Raw genomic sequence first — 21,098 nt, 5'->3', positions numbered from 1 at the left:
CGCAATGAAACACCCTGTCAATTCTGCTAGTAGCTTTGCACCGACTTCACGTTTAGCATTCGCCTGAACACCAACTGCACGGGTACCGCCATGTCATCCGCGACCCATCGATTACCCAAACGCGTCCTGTTTTACCAAAACGGAAGACAGGTAATTGAGTTAGGCGCGCAAACCCGTAAAACCTGTCTAGCCGGGAACACGCCGCTCGCCCAGTTTTGCCCACAAGATCGGCGCACTTCCCTTTTGCAAACCGATCAATCAAATAGTGTGCTCAGCAACAACAGCACTAACATTGCCTACTTGCCGTACGGTTTTACCGACGCGAGGGCTGTGCACCCAATGCTAACGTTCACAGGGCAAGCGTATGACGACCTCTCTGGCAGCTATGCGCTGGGAGCTGGGCACCGTTTCTACAACCCTAGTCTTATGCGTTTCATTCAACCTGACGGGCTCAGCCCATTCGATAAAGGCGGTATTAACAGCTACGCATACTGCCAAGACGATCCAGTGAATAGGTTGGACCCGAGTGGGCAATTTTTTGAGTGGGTGCGGCGCGCAGGTACGTGGCTATTGGATTCAGTATTGGATGCTATGGGTATGCGTCGATCAGCCAATACAATTACGGCGCACATTGATCGCGCTGAAATTTCGCTGACACTGCACGATAGTCAACTCTTGCTAGATGTTAATGCACCGGGACTAACACGCGTAAATGTTAATAGCCTAACTAGAGACAACGCTCCAATATTTTATATGGCAGGAGAGGAGGTTTTTAATCGCATTAACTCCTTCTCACAGACGCATCCTTTCGCCCCTTTCCTGATCACTGGAAGCACAGCTATCATGGGGGCCGGACTTGGTCCCCCCCTAGCGATTCCGAGCATGGCAGCTATGGGGGCTGTCATAGTTACTGTTGACCAGCTAGCCCCCGTTAGGGCAAATAGCACTATCAGGCAATGAACGCTTGGCTAATGACGTACAACACAACAGTCAAAGCGTCAGCAGAGGGTCATGACTAAAAAGGGTCGCGATCGGGCCCTTAAGATATCCCTTAGAAGTCGGCCAGTGGCCAGACTTCATAGGCTGGCGTCTCGTACGGGTGGCTCTGCTTGAGCGCGGCAACGACCTGAGCGATCAGGCCGTCAGCCACCACCAGCTCTACCTTCCATTCCTCGACCACCTCGACCTGGCCGGTTTGCCCGAGAAACGGCTGGCTGCCGTCCAACGGGCGAAACTGGCCCTGGCCTAGGGTTTGCCAGGCGCAGTGGTCATAGTCACCGATTCGCCCGCCACCGGCGGCGAATACGGCAGCCTTGACCACCTCGACATGGCTGGCCGGGACGAAGAAGGCGAGCTTGTACACGCCTTAGTTCACCCAGACGCGCGCGTTGCGGAACATACGCATCAGCGCAGCATCTTCCTGCCACTCATCCGGGCGCCAGGAGTTCTGCACAGCGCGGAACATACGCTCCGGGTGCGGCATCATGATGGTCACGCGGCCGTCACGGCTGGTGAGGCCGGTGATACCACGCGGCGAGCCGTTCGGGTTGGCCGGGTAGGTTTCGGTGACCTTGCCGTGGTTGTCGACGTAGCGCAGGGCCACGCAACCGGACACGTCGGCTTCCAGCAGTGCCGCTTCGTTGGCGAACTCGGCATGGCCTTCGCCGTGGGCGATGGCGATCGGCATGCGCGAACCGGCCATGCCCTGCAGGAAGATCGAGTTGGACTTCTGCACCTCGACCATGGCCACACGGGCTTCGAACTGCTCGGAACGGTTACGCACGAAGTGCGGCCAGAACTCGGTGCCCGGGATCAGCTCGTGCAGGTTGGACATCATCTGGCAACCGTTGCACACGCCCAGGGCGAAGCTGTCGGTACGCTCGAAGAAGGCCTGGAAGGCATCGCGGGCACGGGCGTTGAACAGCGCCGACTTGGCCCAGCCTTCACCCGCGCCCAGCACGTCACCGTACGAGAAGCCGCCGCAAGCAACGAGGCCTTTGAAGGCTTCGAAGTCGACACGACCAGCCAGGATGTCGCTCATGTGTACGTCAATGGCGGCGAAGCCGGCGCGGTCGAAGGCGGCAGCCATCTCGACCTGGCCGTTGACGCCCTGCTCACGCAGGATCGCCACTTGCGGGCGCACGCCTTTCTTGATGTACGGGGCAGCGATGTCGTCGTTGACGTCGTAGCCCAGCTTGACCGACAGGCCCGGGTTGTCTTCTTCGAGCAGCGCGTCGAATTCCTGGTCGGCGCATTCGGCGTTGTCACGCAGGCGCTGGACCTGGTAGCTGGTCTCGGCCCACTGGCGTTGCAGCAGGCGACGGTCGCCCTTGAACAGTTCTTCACCGTTCAGGCGCACGACCACTTCGCTGTTGTTGATCGGCTGGCCGATCACCGCGACGCAGTCTTCACCCAGGCCAGCGGCGCTGAACTGAGCCAGTACGTCTGGGGTGGCATCCTGGCGAACCTGGATGACCGCACCCAGCTCTTCGTTGAAGAGGATGGCGGCGACTTTTTCCGCTTTGCTGGTCAGGGTGTCCAGCTCCAGGTCGAAGCCGCAGTGGCCGGCGAAGGCCATTTCCAGCACGGTGGTCATCAGGCCACCATCGGAACGGTCGTGGTAGGCCAGCAGGTGGCCGTCGGCATTGAGGCCCTGGATCACGGCGAAGAAGGCCTTGAGGTCTTCGGCATCGTCGACGTCCGGTGCGGCACTGGCCAACTTGCCGTGGGTCTGCGCCAGGATCGAGGCGCCCATGCGGTTCTTGCCGCGGCCCAGGTCGATCAGGATCAGGTCGGTTTCGCCCTTGTCCATGCGCAGTTGCGGAGTCAGGGTCTTGCGGATGTCGGTGACCGGGGCGAAGCCGGTGATGATCAACGACATCGGCGAGGTCACGCTCTTCTCGACGCCCTCTTCGCTCCACTTGGTCTTCATCGACATCGAGTCTTTGCCGACCGGAATGGTGATACCCAGCTCAGGGCACAGCTCCATGCCGACAGCCTTGACGGTGTCGTACAGGCGGGCGTCTTCACCCGGGTGACCGGCGGCGGACATCCAGTTGGCCGACAGTTTGATGTCGGACAGCTTCTCGATCCGCGAGGCGGCGAGGTTGGTCAGGGTTTCGCCGATGGCCATGCGGCCAGACGCCGGGGCGTCGAGCAGGGCCAGCGGGGTGCGCTCACCCATGGCCATGGCTTCACCGGTGTAGACGTCGAAGCTGGTGGCGGTAACGGCGCAGTCGGCCACCGGCACCTGCCATGGGCCGACCATTTGGTCACGGGCCACCAGGCCAGTGATGGTGCGGTCGCCGATGGTGATCAGGAAGCTCTTGCTGGCCACCGCAGGGTGGTGCAGCACGCGCTCGACCGAATCGGCCAGCGACAGGGTGCTTGGGTCGAACTCATCGCCAATTTCGGCTTCACGGGTGACCGAACGGTGCATGCGCGGCGGCTTGCCCAGCAGCACGTCCAGCGGCATGTCCACCGGGGTGTTGGCGAAGTGGCTGTCGGTCACGGTCAGGTGCGGCTCTTCAGTCGCCTCACCCACAACGGCGAACGGGCAGCGCTCACGTTCACAGATGGCCTGGAAGCGGTCGAAGTCGACAGCGCTGACGGCCAGCACGTAACGTTCCTGCGATTCGTTGCTCCAGATTTCGTGCGGGGCCATGCCCGGCTCATCGTTGGGCACATTGCGCAGTTCGAAGCGGCCACCGCGGCCACCGTCGTTGACCAGCTCAGGGAAGGCGTTGGAGATACCGCCGGCGCCAACGTCGTGAATGAAGGCGATCGGGTTCTTGTCACCCAGCTGCCAGCAGCGGTCGATGACCTCTTGGCAACGGCGCTCCATTTCCGGGTTTTCGCGCTGTACCGAAGCGAAGTCCAGGTCGGCGGAGCTGGCACCGGTGGCGACCGACGACGCCGCACCGCCACCCAGGCCGATCAGCATGGCTGGGCCGCCGAGCACGATCAGCTTGGCGCCGACGGTGATCTCGCCCTTCTGCACGTGGTCTTCACGGATGTTGCCCATGCCGCCGGCGAGCATGATCGGCTTGTGGTAGCCGCGCACTTCTTCGCCGTGCGGGGTGTTGATCGCCTGCTCGAAGGTACGGAAATAGCCGGTCAGGGCCGGGCGACCGAATTCGTTGTTGAACGCCGCGCCACCCAGTGGGCCTTCGACCATGATGTCGAGGGCGTCGACGATGCGCTCAGGCTTGCCGTACGCCTGCTCCCATGGCTGTTCGAAGCCCGGGATACGCAGGTTGGACACGGTAAAGCCGGTCAGGCCAGCCTTGGGCTTGGCGCCACGGCCGGTGGCGCCTTCGTCGCGGATTTCGCCGCCGGAGCCGGTGGAAGCACCGGAGAACGGCGCGATGGCGGTCGGGTGGTTGTGCGTCTCGACCTTCATCAGGATGTGCACCGGCTCCTGCACCGCGCCGTACTGGCGGGTATCAGGGTTCGGGAAGAAACGGCCGGCAACGTTGCCGACGATCACCGAGGCGTTGTCCTTGTACGCAGACAGCACGCCTTCGCTGTGCATCTGGTAGGTGTTCTTGATCATGCCGAACAGGCTCTTTTCCTGAGCCTGGCCGTCGATGTCCCAACTGGCGTTGAAGATCTTGTGACGGCAGTGCTCGGAGTTGGCCTGGGCGAACATCATCAGTTCGATGTCGTTCGGGTTGCGCGCAAGGTTCTGGAAAGCGGCGACCAGGTAGTCGATCTCGTCTTCAGCCAGGGCCAGGCCCAGGTCGACGTTGGCCTTGGCCAGGGCGTCGCGGCCACCGGCAAGGATGTCGACCGAGGTCATCGGCTTGGGCTGGGCGTGGCTGAACAGGTCGGACGCCTGCTCCAGCTGGGCCAGCACGCGCTGGGTCATGCGGTCGTGCAGTTCGGCGGCGACGGCCTGTGCATCGGCTTCGCTCAGGTTGCCGGCGACGTAGTAGGCGATGCCGCGCTCCAGGCGCTGGATCGACTGCAGGCCGCAGTTGTGGGCGATGTCGCTGGCCTTGCTGGCCCAGGGCGAGATGGTGCCCAGGCGCGGCACGACCAGGAACAGGCGGCCGGTCGGCTCCTGTACCGGCACGCTCGGGCCGTACTTGAGCAGACGGCCCAGCACCTGCTGCTGGTCGGCGGTCAGCTCGCCGTCGACATCGGCGAAGTGGGCGAATTCGGCATACAAACCAGTAACAGCGGGGACTTTCTGGCTCAGTTGCTCGAGTAATTTACCGTGGCGAAAGGCAGAAAGGGCAGGAGCGCCGCGCAGGATCAACATCGTCGGGACAGCCTCAGGAAGGGGTGTGCTTAGAGGCCGTGCATTCTAGCCTAATTCCGCGGCTTTCGGCACCTGCTCTACGCCGCGCCTGTCGGGCGGTGGAACCGGACTTGCGGGTCAATATTTCGGGTGCTCGCCTCAAGAGGTTTATGGCCTGGTAGATCGAGCGCCGCCCGCGCGGCGCTCGATCTACCAGGCGGCACACCTCTAACGGCAAACACCCTGAACACAGAACCCGCTACCAGACAAGCTATCTGTTGTCGAGATATGGCGCCGCCTGTCCTTTGCGTATACTGCAAGCTATGTTCGCCCACACTGCTTTGCGCCAGCGCTGCGCCAGATGGCTCATCGCAACCGGACTCTTTCTGATGCTCGGTGCCTGTGTTGAAAAACCCAGCACCCTCGAGCGCGTGAAGGAGGATGGCGTGCTGCGCGTAATCACCCGCAACAGCCCGGCGACGTATTTCCAGGACCGTAACGGCGAAACCGGCTTCGAATACGAACTGGTTAAGCATTTCGCCGATGATCTCGGCGTAAAGCTGGAGATCGAGACCGCCGATAACCTCGACCAACTGTTCGACGCGCTGGGCAAGCCCTCCGGCCCGGTGCTGGCGGCCGCCGGCCTGGTGAGCAGCGAACGGCGCAAGACCCAGGCGAAATTCTCTCACCCGTACCTGGAAGTCACCCCTCAAGTCATCTACCGCAACGGCCGCTCGCGCCCGACCGAAGCCAAGGGCCTGGTCGGCAAGAAGATCATGGTGCTCAAGGGCAGCAGCCATGCCGACCAGCTGGCCGAGCTGAAAAAGCAGTATCCGGGCCTGGAATACGAAGAATCCGACGCCGTCGAGGTGGTCGACCTGCTGCGCATGGTCGATGAAGGCCAGATCGACCTGACCCTGGTCGACTCCAACGAACTGGCGATGAACCAGGTGTACTTCCCCAACGTTCGGGTCGCCTTCGACCTGGGCGACACCCGCGACCAGCGCTGGGCGGTGGCAGCCGGCGAGGACAACAGCCTGCTCAACGAGGTCAACGAGTTTCTCGACAAAGCCCAGAAGAACGGCACCCTGCAGCGCCTGAAAGACCGCTATTACGGCCATGTCGATGTACTCGGCTACGTCGGCGCCTATACCTTCGCCCAGCACCTGCAGCAGCGCCTGCCCAAATACGAGAAACACTTCAAGAGCTACGCCAAGGTCGAACAGGTGGACTGGCGCCTGCTGGCGGCCATCGGCTACCAGGAATCGATGTGGCAGCCGGAAGTCACCTCCAAGACGGGCGTGCGCGGCCTGATGATGCTCACCCAGCGCACGGCGCAGGCCATGGGCGTGTCCAATCGCCTGGACCCGAAACAGAGCATCCAGGGTGGTGCCAAGTACTTCATGCTGATCAAAGAGCAACTCGACGACAGCATCCAGGAACCCGACCGCACCTGGTTCGCCCTGGCTGCCTATAACGTCGGCAGCGGCCATCTGGAAGACGCCCGCACCCTGGCCAAGCGCGAGAAGCTCAACCCGAACAAGTGGCTGGACGTGAAGAAAATGCTGCCACGCTTGGCGCAGAAGCAGTGGTACAGCAAGACCAAATACGGTTATGCCCGCGGCGGCGAGCCGGTGCACTTCGTGGCCAACATCCGCCGTTACTACGACATCCTGACCTGGGTGACCCAGCCGCAGCTCGAAGGCCAGATGGCCGAGGGCAATTTGCATGTGCCTGGGGTAAACAAGGACAAGCCGGCAGAGCAGTCGCCGCCGATGTAACGCAACAGGGCCTCATCTGTAGGAGCAGCCTTGTGCTGCGAAGAGGCCGGTGACTGCATGCTGAAACTTGGTTGCCTTCGCTGGCCTCTTCGCAGCACAAGGCTGCTCCTACAGATACAGAGAACGCTTTTAACCTGACTTTGTGGTTAGGCTTTGGCTCGGCGGGCCTTGAAGAAGTCACTGAGGATCTGCCCACACTCCTCCGCCAGCACCCCGCCCTCTACCATCACTCGATGGTTGAGGAAGCCCTGGCCAAAGAATTGCCCCTGACTCTGCACGATCCCCGCCTTGGGCTCCAGCGCCCCGTACACCACCCGCGCCACCCGCGAATGCACGATCAACCCCGCGCACATGCTGCATGGCTCCAGGGTTACATACAGCGTGCTGCCCGGCAGCCGATAGTTGCTCGCCGACTTCGCCGCAGACCGAATGGCGACCATCTCGGCATGCGCGCTCGGGTCGCTGTCGATAATTGGCCGGTTGAAGCCCTGGCCGATTACCTGGCCATGCTGCACCAGCACCGCCCCCACCGGCACCTCGCCCATGGCCGCGCCCTCAGCCGCCAGGGCCAGAGCAATGCGCATGAATTCCTGATCGCGGCTGCGATCGATGATGTGTGGGCGCATCAGACCACCGCAATCGCGGCCATCAGGCCGGTTTCCATGTGGTCGATGACGTGGCAGTGGAACATCCAGGTGCCCGGGTTATCTGCCACAAGTGCCACCTGGGCCCGCTCGTTCTTGCCCAACAGGTAGGTATCGGTGAACCACGGCTCCTTGATGTCGTGGCGGTTGGAGGCAATCACCTTGAAACTCATGCCATGCAGGTGGATCGGGTGCTGGTACTGGGTCATGTTCTTCAGCTCGAAGATGTAGCTCTTGCCCTTCTGCAGCGTGGCGATAGGCCGATCGGCGCACGTCTTGTCGGTGATGTCCCAGGCCTGGCCGTTGATCTGCCACAGGCTCGACGGTTTGTCCGGGTCAGGGGTGACAGAGACTTTGGCCGCCCACTCGAAATTGAAGTTGAGCTTTTCAGCATTCTCCAGGTCCGGCTCGGCGATCGGGTTGGCCGGCAGCGCTGGCGGCCAGTCACTCGGCGCGTCGTTGCTGGGCACCGAACGCAGGGTGCCCAGGCGCACGAAACCGTCGCGCAGGGAAATTTCCTCACCCGCTTCGGGAATCCGGATGGCCAGGCAGATGCGCATGCCAGGGCCAAGCCAGTACTCGTCTTCCAATGGGCGCGGGGTCACCGGGTTGCCGTCGAGGGCGTAGATCTTCGCCTCGCAGTTACCCTTGAGGTTAAGGCGGTAGGTCCAGGTGTTGTCCAGGTTCAGCAGGCGCACCCGCACCACCTGGCCGGCCGGCAGCTCGGTGACGGAGTCGGGCTGGCCGTTGATGGTGATCAGCCGCCCGGCTGTGCCGTTACGCGCGGCCTCACGCGGGATGCTGAACGGCAGCCAGGCGCCCTGCTCGTCCACGTGCCAGTTTTTCAGGCTCAGCGTGCGCTCGTGCAGGAACCCGGTAGGCTCGCGCTCCTCGACGATCAGCGGGCCGACCAGGCCGCGGCCAAGCTCTTCGGAGCTGCTGACATGCGGGTGGTACCAATAGCTGCCGGCATCCGGCACACGGAACTTGTAGTCGAAGTATTCGCCCGGCTTGACCGGCAGCTGCGACACGTACGGCACGCCGTCCATTTCCAGCGGCAAGCGGATGCCATGCCAGTGAATGGTGGTTTCGACCGGCAAGTGGTTGATGAACCGCACCCGCAGCCAGGTGCCCTGGCGTACCCGCAGCTCGGTGCCCGGCGCCGAAGGGCCAAAGGCCCAAGCCTCGGTCTTGAAGCCCGGCACCAGCTCAACGTCCAGGGGCGCGGCGATCAGTTCATAGTCGTGCCCGGCATTCTCGTCCTCGACCTTGCCCAGCCAGTACCGCGCTGCGCCTCCGGCGCCCAGGCCTACCACAACCAGGCCGGTGAGGCCCTTGAGCATTTGTCGACGGGTGAAGGACATCGGTGCGGGTACCTCGTGTTCGGCGCAATCAAGCTGCCAGCAGGGCTGGCGATGAAGGGCGAATACGATACACCTGCAAATGGGAAAGATTAAGTGAAGTCTTGTCGCAGTCGGTAACCGCTGCGCAGGACCGCATCATTGACCTCATTCATGCACCCAGAATGTCTTCACTCACAAGCCGTCCGAGCATGGGCGCGAGCATCACGCCAGGGTGCGCGACGGCGGCGTACAAGCCTTCGACATTCGGCACAAAAGCCCGCAAAGGCATGCCGTCGCGGGCCTTGGGCCGCGCCACCGCCTTGATCGACTGCAGGGTGATATCACCTTGCGACGCGAATAGATCGCTTATAGCCCTGATACTGCTGCGGCCCAACTCAGCCAGCCCTGCTTCGCCATCGAACGGCAAGTCGGCAGCTGATACCAACCCTCCCCCCAGACCCGGCCGCAGCTCCAACGAGTCGGTACAAAGAAGGCGGCGCAGGGGCACTCCCACCGCCTCGAAACGCAGCAGTACCGCAGGTTCTTCGTAGATGGGCAGGTTTATGCCCAATGGGCTGGCAAGTGTTTGCGCACCCATGGCATTGGCGAGCACGACGGTATCCGCGTTCACCACGCCTTGCGCCGTACGCACGCCAATCACCCGTTCGCCTTTCATTTCGACGGCCAATACCCTCACATCGCCCCGCACCACGGCGCCCTCGCCCTGAGCGGCGCTGAGCAGGCGACAAGTCAATTGGTCAGGTTCCACAGCAAAGTCATCCGGCGCCCAGAGGGCCATTTCCGGTACTTGCATCAACCCCGGCTGCAATTGGCGAATAGCCTCCCTACCGACAGCTGACATGTTCACCCCCGCCGCTTGCTGCTCGGCGAGCATGGAGCAGGTTTGCTGTTGATCATCGAGCCATATCAAGGCCCCTTGAGCGGCCACAGGCAATGGCCCGAGCAATGCCGCCAGGCGGGGAAACTCAAGCAGCGCCCGTTGTTCGAGGGCGAAACTGGCAGGCTGCTCGGAGGGGATACGGCTACCCGTGCCGACCCAGCCATAAGAGTGGCGGGTAACGCCCCTGGCGGGGGCACTGTTGAGTTCGAGTACGGTAACACGGGCACGCCGAGACAGGTGCCAGGCTACCGATGCCCCAAGGATGCCAGCACCGATCACGATCACATGGGGGGCTTTGCCTGCCATGGCGGGTTGCTCTCCTGAAAAGCTAAAGCAAAGCAGTGTGCATAAAGGCAGGGTTGAAGTCTGTGAAAAAGCGTAGTCGCCTGTCAGACAGGCCAAGGCCGCACTGCGGCACAGCAGCTTACGTTTGCTCACAGACTCGCAGACCGTCGTATACGCACAATGGCGCTTTCAACGTGAGGCCGAACGTATGACAGCCATAACCTTTCGCCCCGCAGTACCTGAAGATGCCGCAGCGTGTATGACCCTGCGGGCATTGACGCGGGAAAACGCGTTCACAGAAGAAGACCTGCGCGCGCTGGGCATCACCGTCGACTCCTGGAGCAGCGGCATCCGCGATGGAAGCGGCCCAGGCTTCGTCGCCTGCAAAGACAACCAGATAGTGGGCTACTGCTTCGCCGACAAGGACAGTGGCGAGGTGACCGTACTTGCCCTGCTGCCTGCCTATGAAGGCCAAGGGATCGGCAAGCGCTTGCTCCAGAGGGTCGTCGACCACCTGCGGGCGCTGGGGTTCGAACGGCTGTTCCTGGCGTGCTCCAGCGACCCTGACGTGCGCTCGTATGGGTTCTATCGGCACCTAGGCTGGACGTCGACAGGCGAGCAGGACGAAGCGGGAGATGAGATCTTGCAGCTCAGGGTCGATACACGCGCTCGGTAAAACGCAAAAGCCCGCAATCATGCGGGCTTTTGGTAGCTTCCTGCTATCGGACGCCGGCCGTGGCCAGGCGCGAAATCATTCCCACTCGATCGTGGCCGGCGGCTTGCTCGACACGTCGTACGTGACGCGCGAGATGCCTTCGATTTCGTTGATGATACGGCCGCTGACGGTCTCCAGCAGTTCGTACGGCAGGTGTGCCCAACGCGCGGTCATGAAGTCCACGGTCTCGACGGCACGCAGGGCCACGACCCAGGCGTAACGACGGCCGTCGCCAACGACGCCAACCGACTTGACCGGCTGGAACACCACGAAGGCCTGGCTGGTCTTGTGGTACCAGTCGGCTTTGCGCAGTTCTTCGATGAAGATGTGGTCAGCGCGACGCAGAATGTCGGCGTATTCCTTTTTCACTTCACCGAGGATCCGCACGCCCAGGCCCGGGCCTGGGAACGGGTGGCGGTAGACCATGTCGTACGGCAGGCCCAGTTCCAGGCCGATCTTGCGGACTTCGTCCTTGAACAGCTCGCGCAGCGGCTCGACCAACTTGAGGTTCATTTCCTCTGGCAGGCCACCGACGTTGTGGTGCGACTTGATCACGTGGGCCTTGCCGCTTTTGGCGCCAGCCGACTCGATCACGTCCGGGTAGATGGTGCCCTGGGCCAGGAACTGGATGTTGTCCAGCTTGCTGGCTTCAGCATCGAAGATGTCGATGAAGGTGCGACCGATGATCTTGCGCTTCTTCTCAGGGTCCGCTTCGCCTTCCAGGTTGCCCAGGAACTGCGCCTCGGCGTCGGCACGGATCACCTTGACGCCCATGTTCTCTTTGAACATGGCCATTACCTGGTCGCCTTCGTGCAGGCGCAGCAGGCCGTTGTCGACGAACACGCAGGTCAGCTGGTCACCAATGGCGCGGTGCAGCAGCGCGGCAACCACGGAGGAGTCCACGCCGCCGGACAAGCCCAGCAGGACGTTGGCCGAACCAACTTGCTCACGCACTTGGGCGATGGCGTCTTCGACGATGTTGGACGGGGTCCACAGGGCTTCGCAGCCGCAGATGTCCTGGACGAAGCGCGAGAGGATGCGACCGCCCTGCTTGGTGTGGGTCACTTCCGGGTGGAACTGCACGCCGTAGTAGCCGCGCGCGTCGTCGAACATGCCGGCAATCGGGCAGCTCGGGGTGCTGGCCAGCACGTGGAAGTCGCCAGGCATCTGGGTGACCTTGTCACCGTGGCTCATCCACACGTCCAGGCCCAGCACGCCGTCGGCGTCTACGTGGTCTTCGATGCCATCGAGCAGGCGGCTCTTGCCGACCACATCAACGCGGGCGTAGCCGAATTCGCGCAGGTCGGAACCGGTCACCTTGCCGCCCAGTTGCTCGGCCATGGTCTGCATGCCGTAGCAGATGCCCAGCAACGGTACGTTCAGGTCGAACACAGCCTGCGGCGCGCGCGGGCTGTTGGCTTCGTGTACCGACTCGGGGCCGCCGGCGAGGATGATGCCGCGCGGGTTGAATTCGCGGATCGCTTCATCGTCCATGTCGAACGGATGCAGTTCGCAGTAGACACCGATCTCGCGCACGCGGCGGGCGATCAGCTGGGTGTACTGGGAACCGAAATCGAGGATCAGGATGCGGTGAGCGTGAATGTCGAGGGCCATGACTCAATCTCGTCAGTGGAAATCGGAAACGACGCGGGGCTGTCGTGACAGCCCCGCATGCTGATAGTGCTGGAAGCCTCAGCCTACGCGGTAGTTAGGGGCTTCTTTGGTGATCTGCACGTCATGCACGTGGGACTCGGCCATGCCGGCACCGGTGATGCGCACGAATTCCGGCTTGGTGCGCATCTCTTCGATGGTTGCGCTGCCGGTGTAGCCCATGGACGAACGCAGGCCGCCCATCAGCTGGTGGATGATGGCTGCCAAGGCACCCTTGTACGGTACACGGCCTTCGATGCCTTCCGGTACCAGCTTCTCGGCGCCGGCCGAGGAGTCCTGGAAGTAACGGTCGGACGAGCCCTGCGCCTGTGCCATGGCACCCAGCGAGCCCATGCCGCGGTAGGCCTTGTAGGAACGGCCCTGGAACAGCTCGACTTCACCCGGGGCCTCTTCGGTACCGGCGAACATCGAACCCATCATCACGCAGGAAGCACCGGCAACGATGGCCTTGGACAGGTCACCGGAGAAGCGGATGCCACCGTCGGCGATCAGCGGGACGCCCGTGCCTTCCAGCGCAGCGGCGACGTTGGCGATGGCGCTGATTTGCGGCACGCCGACACCGGCGACGATGCGGGTGGTGCAGATCGAGCCTGGGCCGATACCGACCTTGACGGCGTCTGCGCCAGCCTCAGCCAGGGCCTTGGCCGCAGCGCCGGTGGCGATGTTGCCGCCAATCACCTGCACTTGCGGGTAGGTTTCCTTGACCCAGCGTACGCGGTCGATCACGCCTTTGGAGTGACCGTGGGCGGTGTCGACCACCACCACGTCAACGCCAGCGGCAACCAGGGCAGCAACGCGCTCGCCGGTGTCCTTGCCGGTGCCGACGGCAGCGCCGACGCGCAGGCGACCTTGGTCGTCCTTGCTGGCCAGCGGGTAGGCCTTGGCTTTTTCGATGTCTTTGACGGTCATCATGCCCTTGAGGCTGAACTTGTCGTCGACGATCAGGACTTTTTCCAGGCGGTGCTTGTGCAGCAGCTCGCGGACTTCGTTCTTGTTGGCGCCTTCGCGCACGGTGACCAGACGCTCTTTGGGCGTCATCACATCGCGCACCTTGGCATCCAGACGGGTTTCGAAGCGCACGTCACGGGAGGTGACGATACCGACCAGGTCACCGTTCTCCAGCACCGGAACACCCGAAATGTTGTTCAGGCGGGTCAGGTCGAACAGGTCGCGCACGGTGGCGTCTGCTTCGATGGTGATCGGGTCCTTGACCACGCCAGCCTCGAACTTCTTGACCTTGCGCACTTCGCCGGCCTGCTGTTCGATGGTCATGTTCTTGTGGATGATGCCGATGCCGCCTTCCTGAGCCATGGCAATGGCCAGACGCGCTTCGGTCACGGTATCCATGGCGGCGGAAACCAGAGGGATGTTCAGCTCGATGCCACGAGTCAAACGGGTCTTGAGACTGACTTCATTGGGCAGTACCTCGGAATAGCCAGGTACAAGGAGGATATCGTCGAAAGTCAGGGCTTCTTGGCTGATACGCAGCATCGCGGGGGCTCCCGGGCGGGAAAAATGGAAGCGCGCCATTATACTCATCCACGGCGCGCCGCTCAATGCAAAATAAGGGCCTTCGGTCAGCGTTCTGGCAGTTTTACCTGCACGACCGCCACTGGCTGGTCGAGCCAGTCGGCGAAGCTGTCGAGAAAGGCCTGGGTGAACCCGGCCTCGCCCCAGTTGTTGAAGATGAACCCCAGGTTGGAAAAGGCACATGGCTGCAGGTAAAGAAAGCCATTGATGTCGTCTTCGAAGCCACACAGCGGGCAGGTGAAGTTGTCACTGACCCCTGGCATCCACTCTTCCAGGCTCTCGAACAGCGGCTCGCCGACCTCACGGCGGCACTCCGGGCAGCCGGCTTCTTCGAGAAAACCGTCGGTCGGGGTATAGATGCAGCGCTTGAGCATGATCTCGAGGCCGCTGGCCTGCTCACCGAAGGGCAGTTTCTCGGGGTGCAGGGCCACCTTGCGCGCACCTTCGGCCAAGGCATGGCCCATGCGGTTACCGGTGCGACCACAGGTAGTGAGTTGCTCTTCGACGATTTTCTCGCGCACCAGCCAGCGCACGATCGCCCGGGCGCGGGCTTCGTTGGCCGGAACAGTGGAAAGCTTGGGGACGATGATGCTCTGGGTGTTCATTAAGGAAGCAAACCTGCGAACTGCGGTAATGCCGCAATTCTACCGCTCACAAGCTCAGGTAGCGACCGATCATGGCGAAGCCACTGGCCAGCACCAGCCACGTGACCAGGCGCACAAAGGCCTCGCGGGACAGTTTCAGGGTCAGCCGGCGCCCTACCCACAAGCCCACGAACATCACCGGCAACAGGCAGGCAGCGAGCAGCAGCAGGCTGCTGTCGGCGTAGACCCCGGCCATCAGGAACAGCGACAGGCGCACCACCGTGCTGCAACTGATCAACGCACTTTGGGTAGCCCGCACCTGCTCTTTCGCCTCCAGGCGAGCACTGAGGTACAGCGCATAGAGAAAACCACCGCTGCCGAACAACGCACCGAACAAGCCCCCTACCGTGCCCATGGGCACCGCCCAGAAGCCGGACAAGGTCGCGGGGCGCACCTTCACCGCCAGGTTATAGAACGCATAGGCACTGACGAACAGGCCCATCAGCAACAGCAGCAGGTCGGACTTGAGCCGCAACAGAAACACCACCCCCAGGGTGCACCCTATTGCCATGAAGGGCAGCAGACGCAGCAGCTCGCCGCGTACCACATCCCGGCGCGAAGGCAGCAAGTTGCCGAAGGCCGCCACGAAGTCCAGCAGCACCAACAGCGGGATGATCCGTGACAGCGGCATGAAGTGGATCAGCACCGGCGCTGCGACCAGCGCAGTGCCGAAACCGGCAATGCCGAAAACGATGTAGGCCAGGCCGACACCGAGCAGGATGGGTAGCCATTCGAGGCCGGAAAAGGACAGTTGGGTGAGCATGGCGTGTGTTCCTGAGAAGTCACGCAAAGGTTAGCCAGCCATGAGCCATGCCGACTAATATGCCTTTGCGCCATTACCCATCTCGAAAAGGCATGACATGACGTCGATCCGCCAATTGCGTTACTTCGTGGAAATTGCCGAGAGCGGCAGTTTCAGCGCCGCCGCCGAGCGGCTTTACATCGCCCAGTCGGCGCTGAGCCGGCAGATCAAGGAGCTGGAGCAGCACCTGGGCACGCCATTGTTCGAACGCACTGCGCGCCTGCCACGCCTGACGCTCGCCGGGGACGCGTTTTTGCAGCGTGCCCGCCGCTTGCTGGCCGACCTGGCACAGGCCGAGCGCATCACCCGCGACGTGGGCGACGGCTTGCAAGGCAGTCTGCGCCTGAACCACTCCAGCACCGTGCCGCTGACCGGGCCTCTGCTGGCTCGCTTGGGCGCGTACTTGCAAAGCAACCCTGGGATTGCACTGGAGATTGCACAGCAGTCTTCAGAGGCGCAATTGGAAGATATCGCCGCTGGGCGGCTGGATATCGGCCTGTTGCGGCTGCCGGTGCTGCGCCAGCATGAAGGCGTGGTGTTGCATGAGCTGTTCAGCGAGCCTTTGTTGCTGGCTGTCGGCGCTGGGCACCCCTTGGCTGAAGCGCCGGTCGTGCAACTGGAGCAGCTACGTGGCGAGCACTTCATTTCGATTCCTCACCGGGACCGCGGCGGGTTGAGCTATTTGTCGGCCTCGCTGTGCATGAATGCAGGGTTCTTTCCGCAGGCGGCCCAGGTGGTTTCACGCAAGACCACGCAGTTGCAGCTGATTCAGGCGGGGTTCGGGGTGGCGCTATTGCCCGCCTGCATGCGCGATATTGCGCCGGCATCGGTCAGGTTCGTGGCGTTGGGTGAGGTGTGTGAGAGTACGGTGGCATTGGCGTGTCGGCGGGATGCTGGGCTGATGGTGCGGCAGTTTTTGGCTGCGATGCAGGGGGCGTGATGGGGGTGTGATGGGGGCCTTGGTGCATGACGGGGGATCTTTAGCGCCCTACGCCCCCAACCCAATTCACGCCACCCCCGATGTCCTTTATGATGCCCGCCATGATCAGAGACCCTTTCGAACGACTCGGCCTGGACCGCGAGGTCCTCACCGTCAGCCAGCTCAACGGCCGCGCCCGGGTGCTGCTGGAAGACGTATTCCGCAGCGTCTGGGTGGAAGGCGAGATTTCCAACCTCGCCCGCCCGGCCTCCGGCCACATGTACTTCACCCTCAAGGACAGCGGCGCCCAAGTGCGCTGCGCGCTGTTCCGCCAGAACGCCACGCGGGTCCGTCAGGCCCTGCGTGACGGCCTCGCGGTACGGGTGCGTGGCAAGGTCTCGCTGTTCGAGGGGCGTGGCGACTATCAGCTGATTCTCGACACCGTCGAACCGGCCGGGGATGGCGCCCTGCGCCTGGCGTTCGAGGCCTTGAAAGAAAAACTCGGCGCCGAGGGCCTGTTCAGCGCCGAGCGCAAAAAGCCGCTGCCGGCACACCCGCAGCGCATCGGCATCATCACCTCGCCCACCGGCGCGGTGATCCGCGACATCATCAGCGTATTCGGCCGCCGCGCCCCGCAGGTCGAACTGAACCTGATCCCTACGGCAGTACAGGGCCGCGAGTCCATCGCCCAGATCGTGCGCGCCGTACAACTGGCCGACAGCCTCGGTTTCGATGCACTGATCCTGGCCCGTGGCGGCGGCTCGCTGGAAGACCTGTGGAGCTTCAACGAGGAAGCCGTGGCACGTGCCGTGGCCGCCTGTGTCACGCCTATCGTCAGCGCCGTCGGCCATGAGACCGACGTGTCGATCTGCGACTTCGTCGCCGACGTACGCGCCCCTACGCCATCGGCCGCCGCCGAACTGCTGGCCCCCGACAACAGCGGCCTGCAGCAACGCCTCGACGGCCTGCAACGGCGCCTGCTGCTGCGCATGCAAAACCGCCTGAGCCACGACCGCCTGCGTGTGGAATCGCTGGCCCGACGCCTGCGCCATCCGGGTGAGCGCCTGCGCCAGCAAGCCCAGCGCCTGGACGACCTGGACATGCGCCTGCGCCGCGCCTTCATGAACAACCTCAACCAGCGCCGCGAACGCCTGGGGCGCCTCGACACGCGCCTGGCCGCGCAACACCCGGGCCGCACCCTGAAGCTGCTTAACCAGCGCCTGGACAGCCTCGCCGAACGCCTGCCTCGGGCCATGCGCGAGGTGCTCAAGGACCGCCGCCAGCGCTTCCAGGCACAACTGCAGACGCTGCAAGTGGTCAGCCCGCTGGCCACCCTCGCCCGCGGCTACAGCATCCTGCTCGATGAGCGTGGCCAGGCCATCCGTAGCGCCGAGCAAACCCATAACGGCCAGCGTCTGACCGCCCGCCTCAATGAAGGCGAACTGCAGGTGCGCGTCGAAGACAACCACCTGACGCCCGTCACCCTCTCACTACTGGACTGACCCATGCCCCGCTTGCTCGCGCCCCTGCTCGCCCTTTCCCTGCTGTTGCTGGCCAGCGGCGCCCAGGCCAGCTATATCACCCGTACCTTGAACAAACCGGTGCCCGGCGGCGTGGCCGTGGTCGATCTAGGCCCCGGCAGCGCTGCGCCGAGCGCGCGCTTTGACGGCAAGCCGGTGCTGGTGGTCAAGGAACAGGACAACTGGCTGGCGATCGTCGGCATTCCGCTGACCCAGAAGCCCGGCACCGCGGTGTTGAGCCAAGGTGGCCGCAACCTTCCCTTCACGGTCGGCAGCAAGAACTACCCCGAGCAGCGCATCACCCTGAAGAACACACGCCAAGTCAACCCAAACCCGGCCGACCTCAAGCGCATCGACCGCGAGCTGGCCGAGCAGATCAAGGCCTACCGCAGCTTCAGCCCGACCTTGCCGAGCAACCTGATCCTCGACAAACCGGTCAGCGGCCCGCTGTCGAGCAAGTTCGGCGTGCGCCGCTTCTTCAACGGCGAAGAGCGCAACCCGCATGCCGGCCTGGACTTCGCCGTGCCGGCCGGCACGCCAATCAAGACCCCGGCCAATGGCCAGGTGATCCTGGTGGGGGATTATTTCTTCAATGGCCGTACCGTGTTCGTCGACCATGGCCAGGGCTTCATCAGCATGTTCTGCCACATGTCGAAGATCGATGTGAAGGTGGGGCAGGCGTTGCGTCGCGGGGATGTGGTGGGCCGGGTTGGCTCGACCGGTCGGGCTACCGGGCCGCACATGCACTGGAATGTCAGCTTGAATGATGCGCGGGTCGACCCGGCTATCTTTATTGGTGCGTTTCAACCCTGAGATCGGCGCCGGCCTTTTCGCGGGCAAGCCCGCTCCCACAAGGATCTGAGCTGCGCTGCCAGCTGTGTGGGAACGGGCTTGCCCGCGAAGAGGTCGGCCCAAATACCCTCACTTCCCTTGTGTTGCGCCATCAAAAAGTACTGCGCAAAAACCTCAAAGCCTTGCCGTAATAAGCGCTACAAAATCTCGCCAACCTGCTTTTTTTAAGCATTTCTCTCAATTTTTTACGAACACTTGCCATCCCTCACCCCACTGGTTAGGGTTGAGGCATGAAAACCTTCAGCACCCTCATTCTGCTCCGACAACATCGCAGCCTCTGCCTGGTCAGTGCCCGACTACCAGGGTGAATCGCGTCGCCTCGCCTTTTCATCTCGTTATTGCTCGGCAGGCCCGATCTCGGCCGCATACAAAAGGATTGCTTCCATGACCATGCTCAAAGACCCTTCGAAGAAATACCGCGCGTTCCCGACCATCGACCTGCCTGACCGCACCTGGCCGTCGAAAACCATCACTGCAGCGCCGATCTGGTGCAGCTCCGACCTGCGTGATGGCAACCAGTCGCTGATCGAGCCGATGGATTCGGAGAAGAAGCTGCGTTTCTGGAAGACCCTGGTGCAGGTTGGCGTGAAGGAAATCGAAGCCTCGTTCCCGTCCGCTTCGCAAACCGATTTCGACTTCGTCCGTACCCTGATCGAAGACGGCCACATCCCGGACGACACCACCATCCAGGTGCTGACCCAGGCCCGTGAAGACCTCATCGCCCGTACGTTCGAATCGCTGCGCGGCGCCAAGAAGGCCATCGTCCACCTGTACAACGCCACCAGCCCGTCGTTCCGCCGCATTGTCTTCAACCAGGACAAGCAAGGCGTGAAAGACATCGCGGTGAACGCGGCCAAACTGTTCGTCAAGTACGCCGCCCAGCAGCCAGAAACCCAGTGGACCTTCCAGTACTCGCCTGAAACCTTCAGCGCTACCGAGCTGGAGTTCGCCAAGGAAGTCTGCGACGCGGTCATTGAGGTGTGGAACCCGACCCCTGAGCACAAGCTGATCCTCAACCTGCCGGCCACCGTCGAAGTTGCCACGCCGAACATCTACGCCGACCAGATCGAGTGGTTCTGCCGCAACATCAGCCGCCGTGACAGCGTGATCATCAGCCTGCATTGCCACAATGACCGCGGCACCGGCATCGCCGCCACCGAATTGGGCCTGATGGCCGGCGCCGACCGCGCCGAAGGCTGCCTGTTCGGCAACGGCGAGCGTACCGGCAACGTCGACCTGGTGACCTTGGCACTGAACCTCTACACCCAAGGCATCGACCCGCAGCTCGACTTCTCCGACATCGACGGCGTGCGCAAAGTCGTCGAAGAGTGCAACCAACTGCCGGTGCACCCACGTCACCCGTACGTGGGCGACCTGGTCCACACCGCGTTCTCCGGCTCGCACCAGGACGCCATCCGCAAGGGCTTCGCCAAGCAACAGGAAGGCGAGCTGTGGGAAGTGCCGTACCTGCCGATCGACCCGGCCGACATCGGCCGCAGCTACGAGGCGGTCATCCGCGTCAACAGCCAGTCGGGCAAAGGCGGCATCACCTACCTGCTCGAGCAGGAATACGGCATCAGCCTGCCGCGCCGCATGCAGATCGAATTCAGCCAAGTGGTACAGGGTGAAACCGACCGCCTCGGCCTGGAAATGACCGCCAAGCAGATCTACAGCCTGCTGCAGAAAGAATACCTCCAGGCCAACGCCCCGTATGCGCTGGTCAGCCACCGCCTGCAGGAAGAAAACGGCCACAGCGCTGTGGAAGTGGAAGTCGCCGGCGAAGGCGAAACCACCCTGCACTGGCGCGGCAAGGGCAATGGCGCCCTGGAAGCCCTGGTAGCTGGCCTGCCGATCGCCGTAGAAATCATGGACTACAACGAGCACGCCATTGGCGCTGGCACCAATGCCAAGGCGGCAGCGTACATCGAGCTGCGCGTGGCCGGCGGCCGCCCGGTGCACGGTGTGGGTATTGACGAGAACATCACCACTGCCAGCTTCAAGGCGTTGTTCAGCGCGCTGAACCGGTCGCTGAGCCAGCAAGAGGCCAAGGCTGCGTAAGCACTATTGCCACTAGCAGAAGCCCGCATCAGTGATGCGGGCTTTTTTGTGCTCGCCGCGGCATTTCCGTCGTTTATGAGATCGAGCGCCGCCGGCGCGGCGCTTCGCAGCACAAGGCTGCTCCTACATTTGTCCAGGCCAGTTACGCCTGAGAAGGCGGTCGCGCGCCCATGCCACAGGAATAATTG

Annotated in this window: 16 protein-coding genes; 7 read left to right on the top strand and 9 right to left on the bottom strand. The window is 62.7% G+C overall.

What is annotated here, in order from left to right; translation table 11 throughout:
* Positions 1–90 precede the first annotated feature (90 nt).
* Complete coding sequence (locus LOY53_RS05210; RefSeq protein WP_258703680.1) at positions 91–960, top strand: RHS repeat-associated core domain-containing protein; 870 nt, start codon at positions 91–93, stop codon at positions 958–960.
* A gap of 91 nt (positions 961–1,051) precedes the next feature.
* On the opposite strand, the gene LOY53_RS05205 is transcribed toward LOY53_RS05210, so the two are convergent.
* A complete protein-coding gene (locus LOY53_RS05205) occupies positions 1,052–1,363 on the bottom strand; it encodes an NGG1p interacting factor NIF3 (protein WP_252826880.1) in 312 nt (103 codons plus the stop codon).
* 3 nt (positions 1,364–1,366) lie between these two features.
* Positions 1,367–5,266: a phosphoribosylformylglycinamidine synthase gene (gene purL, locus LOY53_RS05200; RefSeq protein ID WP_252826879.1), complete on the bottom strand. Its 3,900-nt coding sequence runs from the start codon at positions 5,264–5,266 to the stop codon at positions 1,367–1,369.
* Between the two features lie 302 nt (positions 5,267–5,568).
* On the opposite strand from purL, the gene mltF reads away from it, so the two are divergent.
* The gene (mltF, locus tag LOY53_RS05195) at positions 5,569–7,026 is read left to right on the top strand and encodes a membrane-bound lytic murein transglycosylase MltF (RefSeq protein ID WP_252826877.1); all 1,458 of its coding nucleotides are present in this window, start codon (positions 5,569–5,571) and stop codon (positions 7,024–7,026) included.
* Between the two features lie 146 nt (positions 7,027–7,172).
* Here the strand turns inward: mltF and tadA are convergent, their stop codons facing one another.
* The 3 genes from tadA to LOY53_RS05180 form a co-directional block, all read right to left on the bottom strand.
* Positions 7,173–7,652 carry a tRNA adenosine(34) deaminase TadA gene (gene tadA, locus LOY53_RS05190; protein ID WP_252826876.1) on the bottom strand — a complete coding sequence of 160 codons (480 nt, stop codon included), beginning with the start codon at positions 7,650–7,652 and terminating at the stop codon, positions 7,173–7,175.
* Complete coding sequence (locus tag LOY53_RS05185) at positions 7,652–9,034, bottom strand: multicopper oxidase family protein (RefSeq protein ID WP_252826874.1); 1,383 nt, start codon at positions 9,032–9,034, stop codon at positions 7,652–7,654. The genes tadA and LOY53_RS05185 overlap by 1 nt, the downstream gene beginning before the upstream one ends.
* A 148-nt stretch (positions 9,035–9,182) precedes the next feature.
* Complete coding sequence (locus LOY53_RS05180) at positions 9,183–10,220, bottom strand: FAD-binding oxidoreductase (protein ID WP_258703679.1); 1,038 nt, start codon at positions 10,218–10,220, stop codon at positions 9,183–9,185.
* A 187-nt stretch (positions 10,221–10,407) separates the two neighbouring features.
* Between LOY53_RS05180 and LOY53_RS05175 the strand changes: the two genes are divergently transcribed.
* Entirely contained in the window at positions 10,408–10,875 is a 468-nt protein-coding gene (locus tag LOY53_RS05175) for a GNAT family N-acetyltransferase (protein ID WP_258703678.1), read from the top strand.
* Positions 10,876–10,950: 75 nt separating this feature from the next.
* Here LOY53_RS05175 and guaA read toward each other — a convergent pair whose 3' ends face one another.
* The 4 genes from guaA to LOY53_RS05155 all read right to left on the bottom strand — a co-directional run bounded on the left by guaA (position 10,951) and on the right by LOY53_RS05155 (position 15,522).
* Positions 10,951–12,528 (bottom strand): glutamine-hydrolyzing GMP synthase, encoded by a 1,578-nt coding sequence (guaA, locus tag LOY53_RS05170; RefSeq protein ID WP_027595681.1) that lies wholly within the window; start codon positions 12,526–12,528, stop codon positions 10,951–10,953.
* 78 nt (positions 12,529–12,606) lie between these two features.
* A complete protein-coding gene (guaB, locus tag LOY53_RS05165) occupies positions 12,607–14,076 on the bottom strand; it encodes an IMP dehydrogenase (protein WP_027595680.1) in 1,470 nt (489 codons plus the stop codon).
* An 86-nt stretch (positions 14,077–14,162) separates the two neighbouring features.
* Complete coding sequence (locus LOY53_RS05160) at positions 14,163–14,720, bottom strand: hypothetical protein (RefSeq protein ID WP_027595679.1); 558 nt, start codon at positions 14,718–14,720, stop codon at positions 14,163–14,165.
* A gap of 46 nt (positions 14,721–14,766) precedes the next feature.
* Entirely contained in the window at positions 14,767–15,522 is a 756-nt protein-coding gene (locus LOY53_RS05155) for a sulfite exporter TauE/SafE family protein (RefSeq protein WP_258703677.1), read from the bottom strand.
* Between the two features lie 97 nt (positions 15,523–15,619).
* Here LOY53_RS05155 and LOY53_RS05150 point away from each other — a divergent pair, with 97 nt between their 5' ends.
* From LOY53_RS05150 to leuA, 4 genes are all read left to right on the top strand, one after another.
* Positions 15,620–16,501, top strand: a complete 882-nt coding sequence (locus LOY53_RS05150) for a LysR family transcriptional regulator (RefSeq protein WP_258703676.1) — start codon at positions 15,620–15,622, stop codon at positions 16,499–16,501.
* Between the two features lie 101 nt (positions 16,502–16,602).
* On the top strand, positions 16,603–17,982 hold the full coding sequence (xseA, locus tag LOY53_RS05145) for an exodeoxyribonuclease VII large subunit (protein ID WP_033694301.1): 1,380 nt from the start codon (positions 16,603–16,605) through the stop codon (positions 17,980–17,982).
* Between the two features lie 3 nt (positions 17,983–17,985).
* Entirely contained in the window at positions 17,986–18,813 is an 828-nt protein-coding gene (locus tag LOY53_RS05140; RefSeq protein WP_252826868.1) for a M23 family metallopeptidase, read from the top strand.
* 423 nt (positions 18,814–19,236) lie between these two features.
* Positions 19,237–20,910, top strand: coding sequence for a 2-isopropylmalate synthase (gene leuA / locus LOY53_RS05135; RefSeq protein WP_085272692.1), 1,674 nt, complete (start codon positions 19,237–19,239; stop codon positions 20,908–20,910).
* Positions 20,911–21,098: the final 188 nt, after the last annotated feature.

Source organism: Pseudomonas sp. B21-031, from assembly GCF_024748985.1.
GTDB lineage: Bacteria > Pseudomonadota > Gammaproteobacteria > Pseudomonadales > Pseudomonadaceae > Aquipseudomonas > Aquipseudomonas kermanshahensis.
Note: the sequence above shows the minus strand (reverse complement) of the source record. Positions and strands in the feature narration are given on the sequence as shown.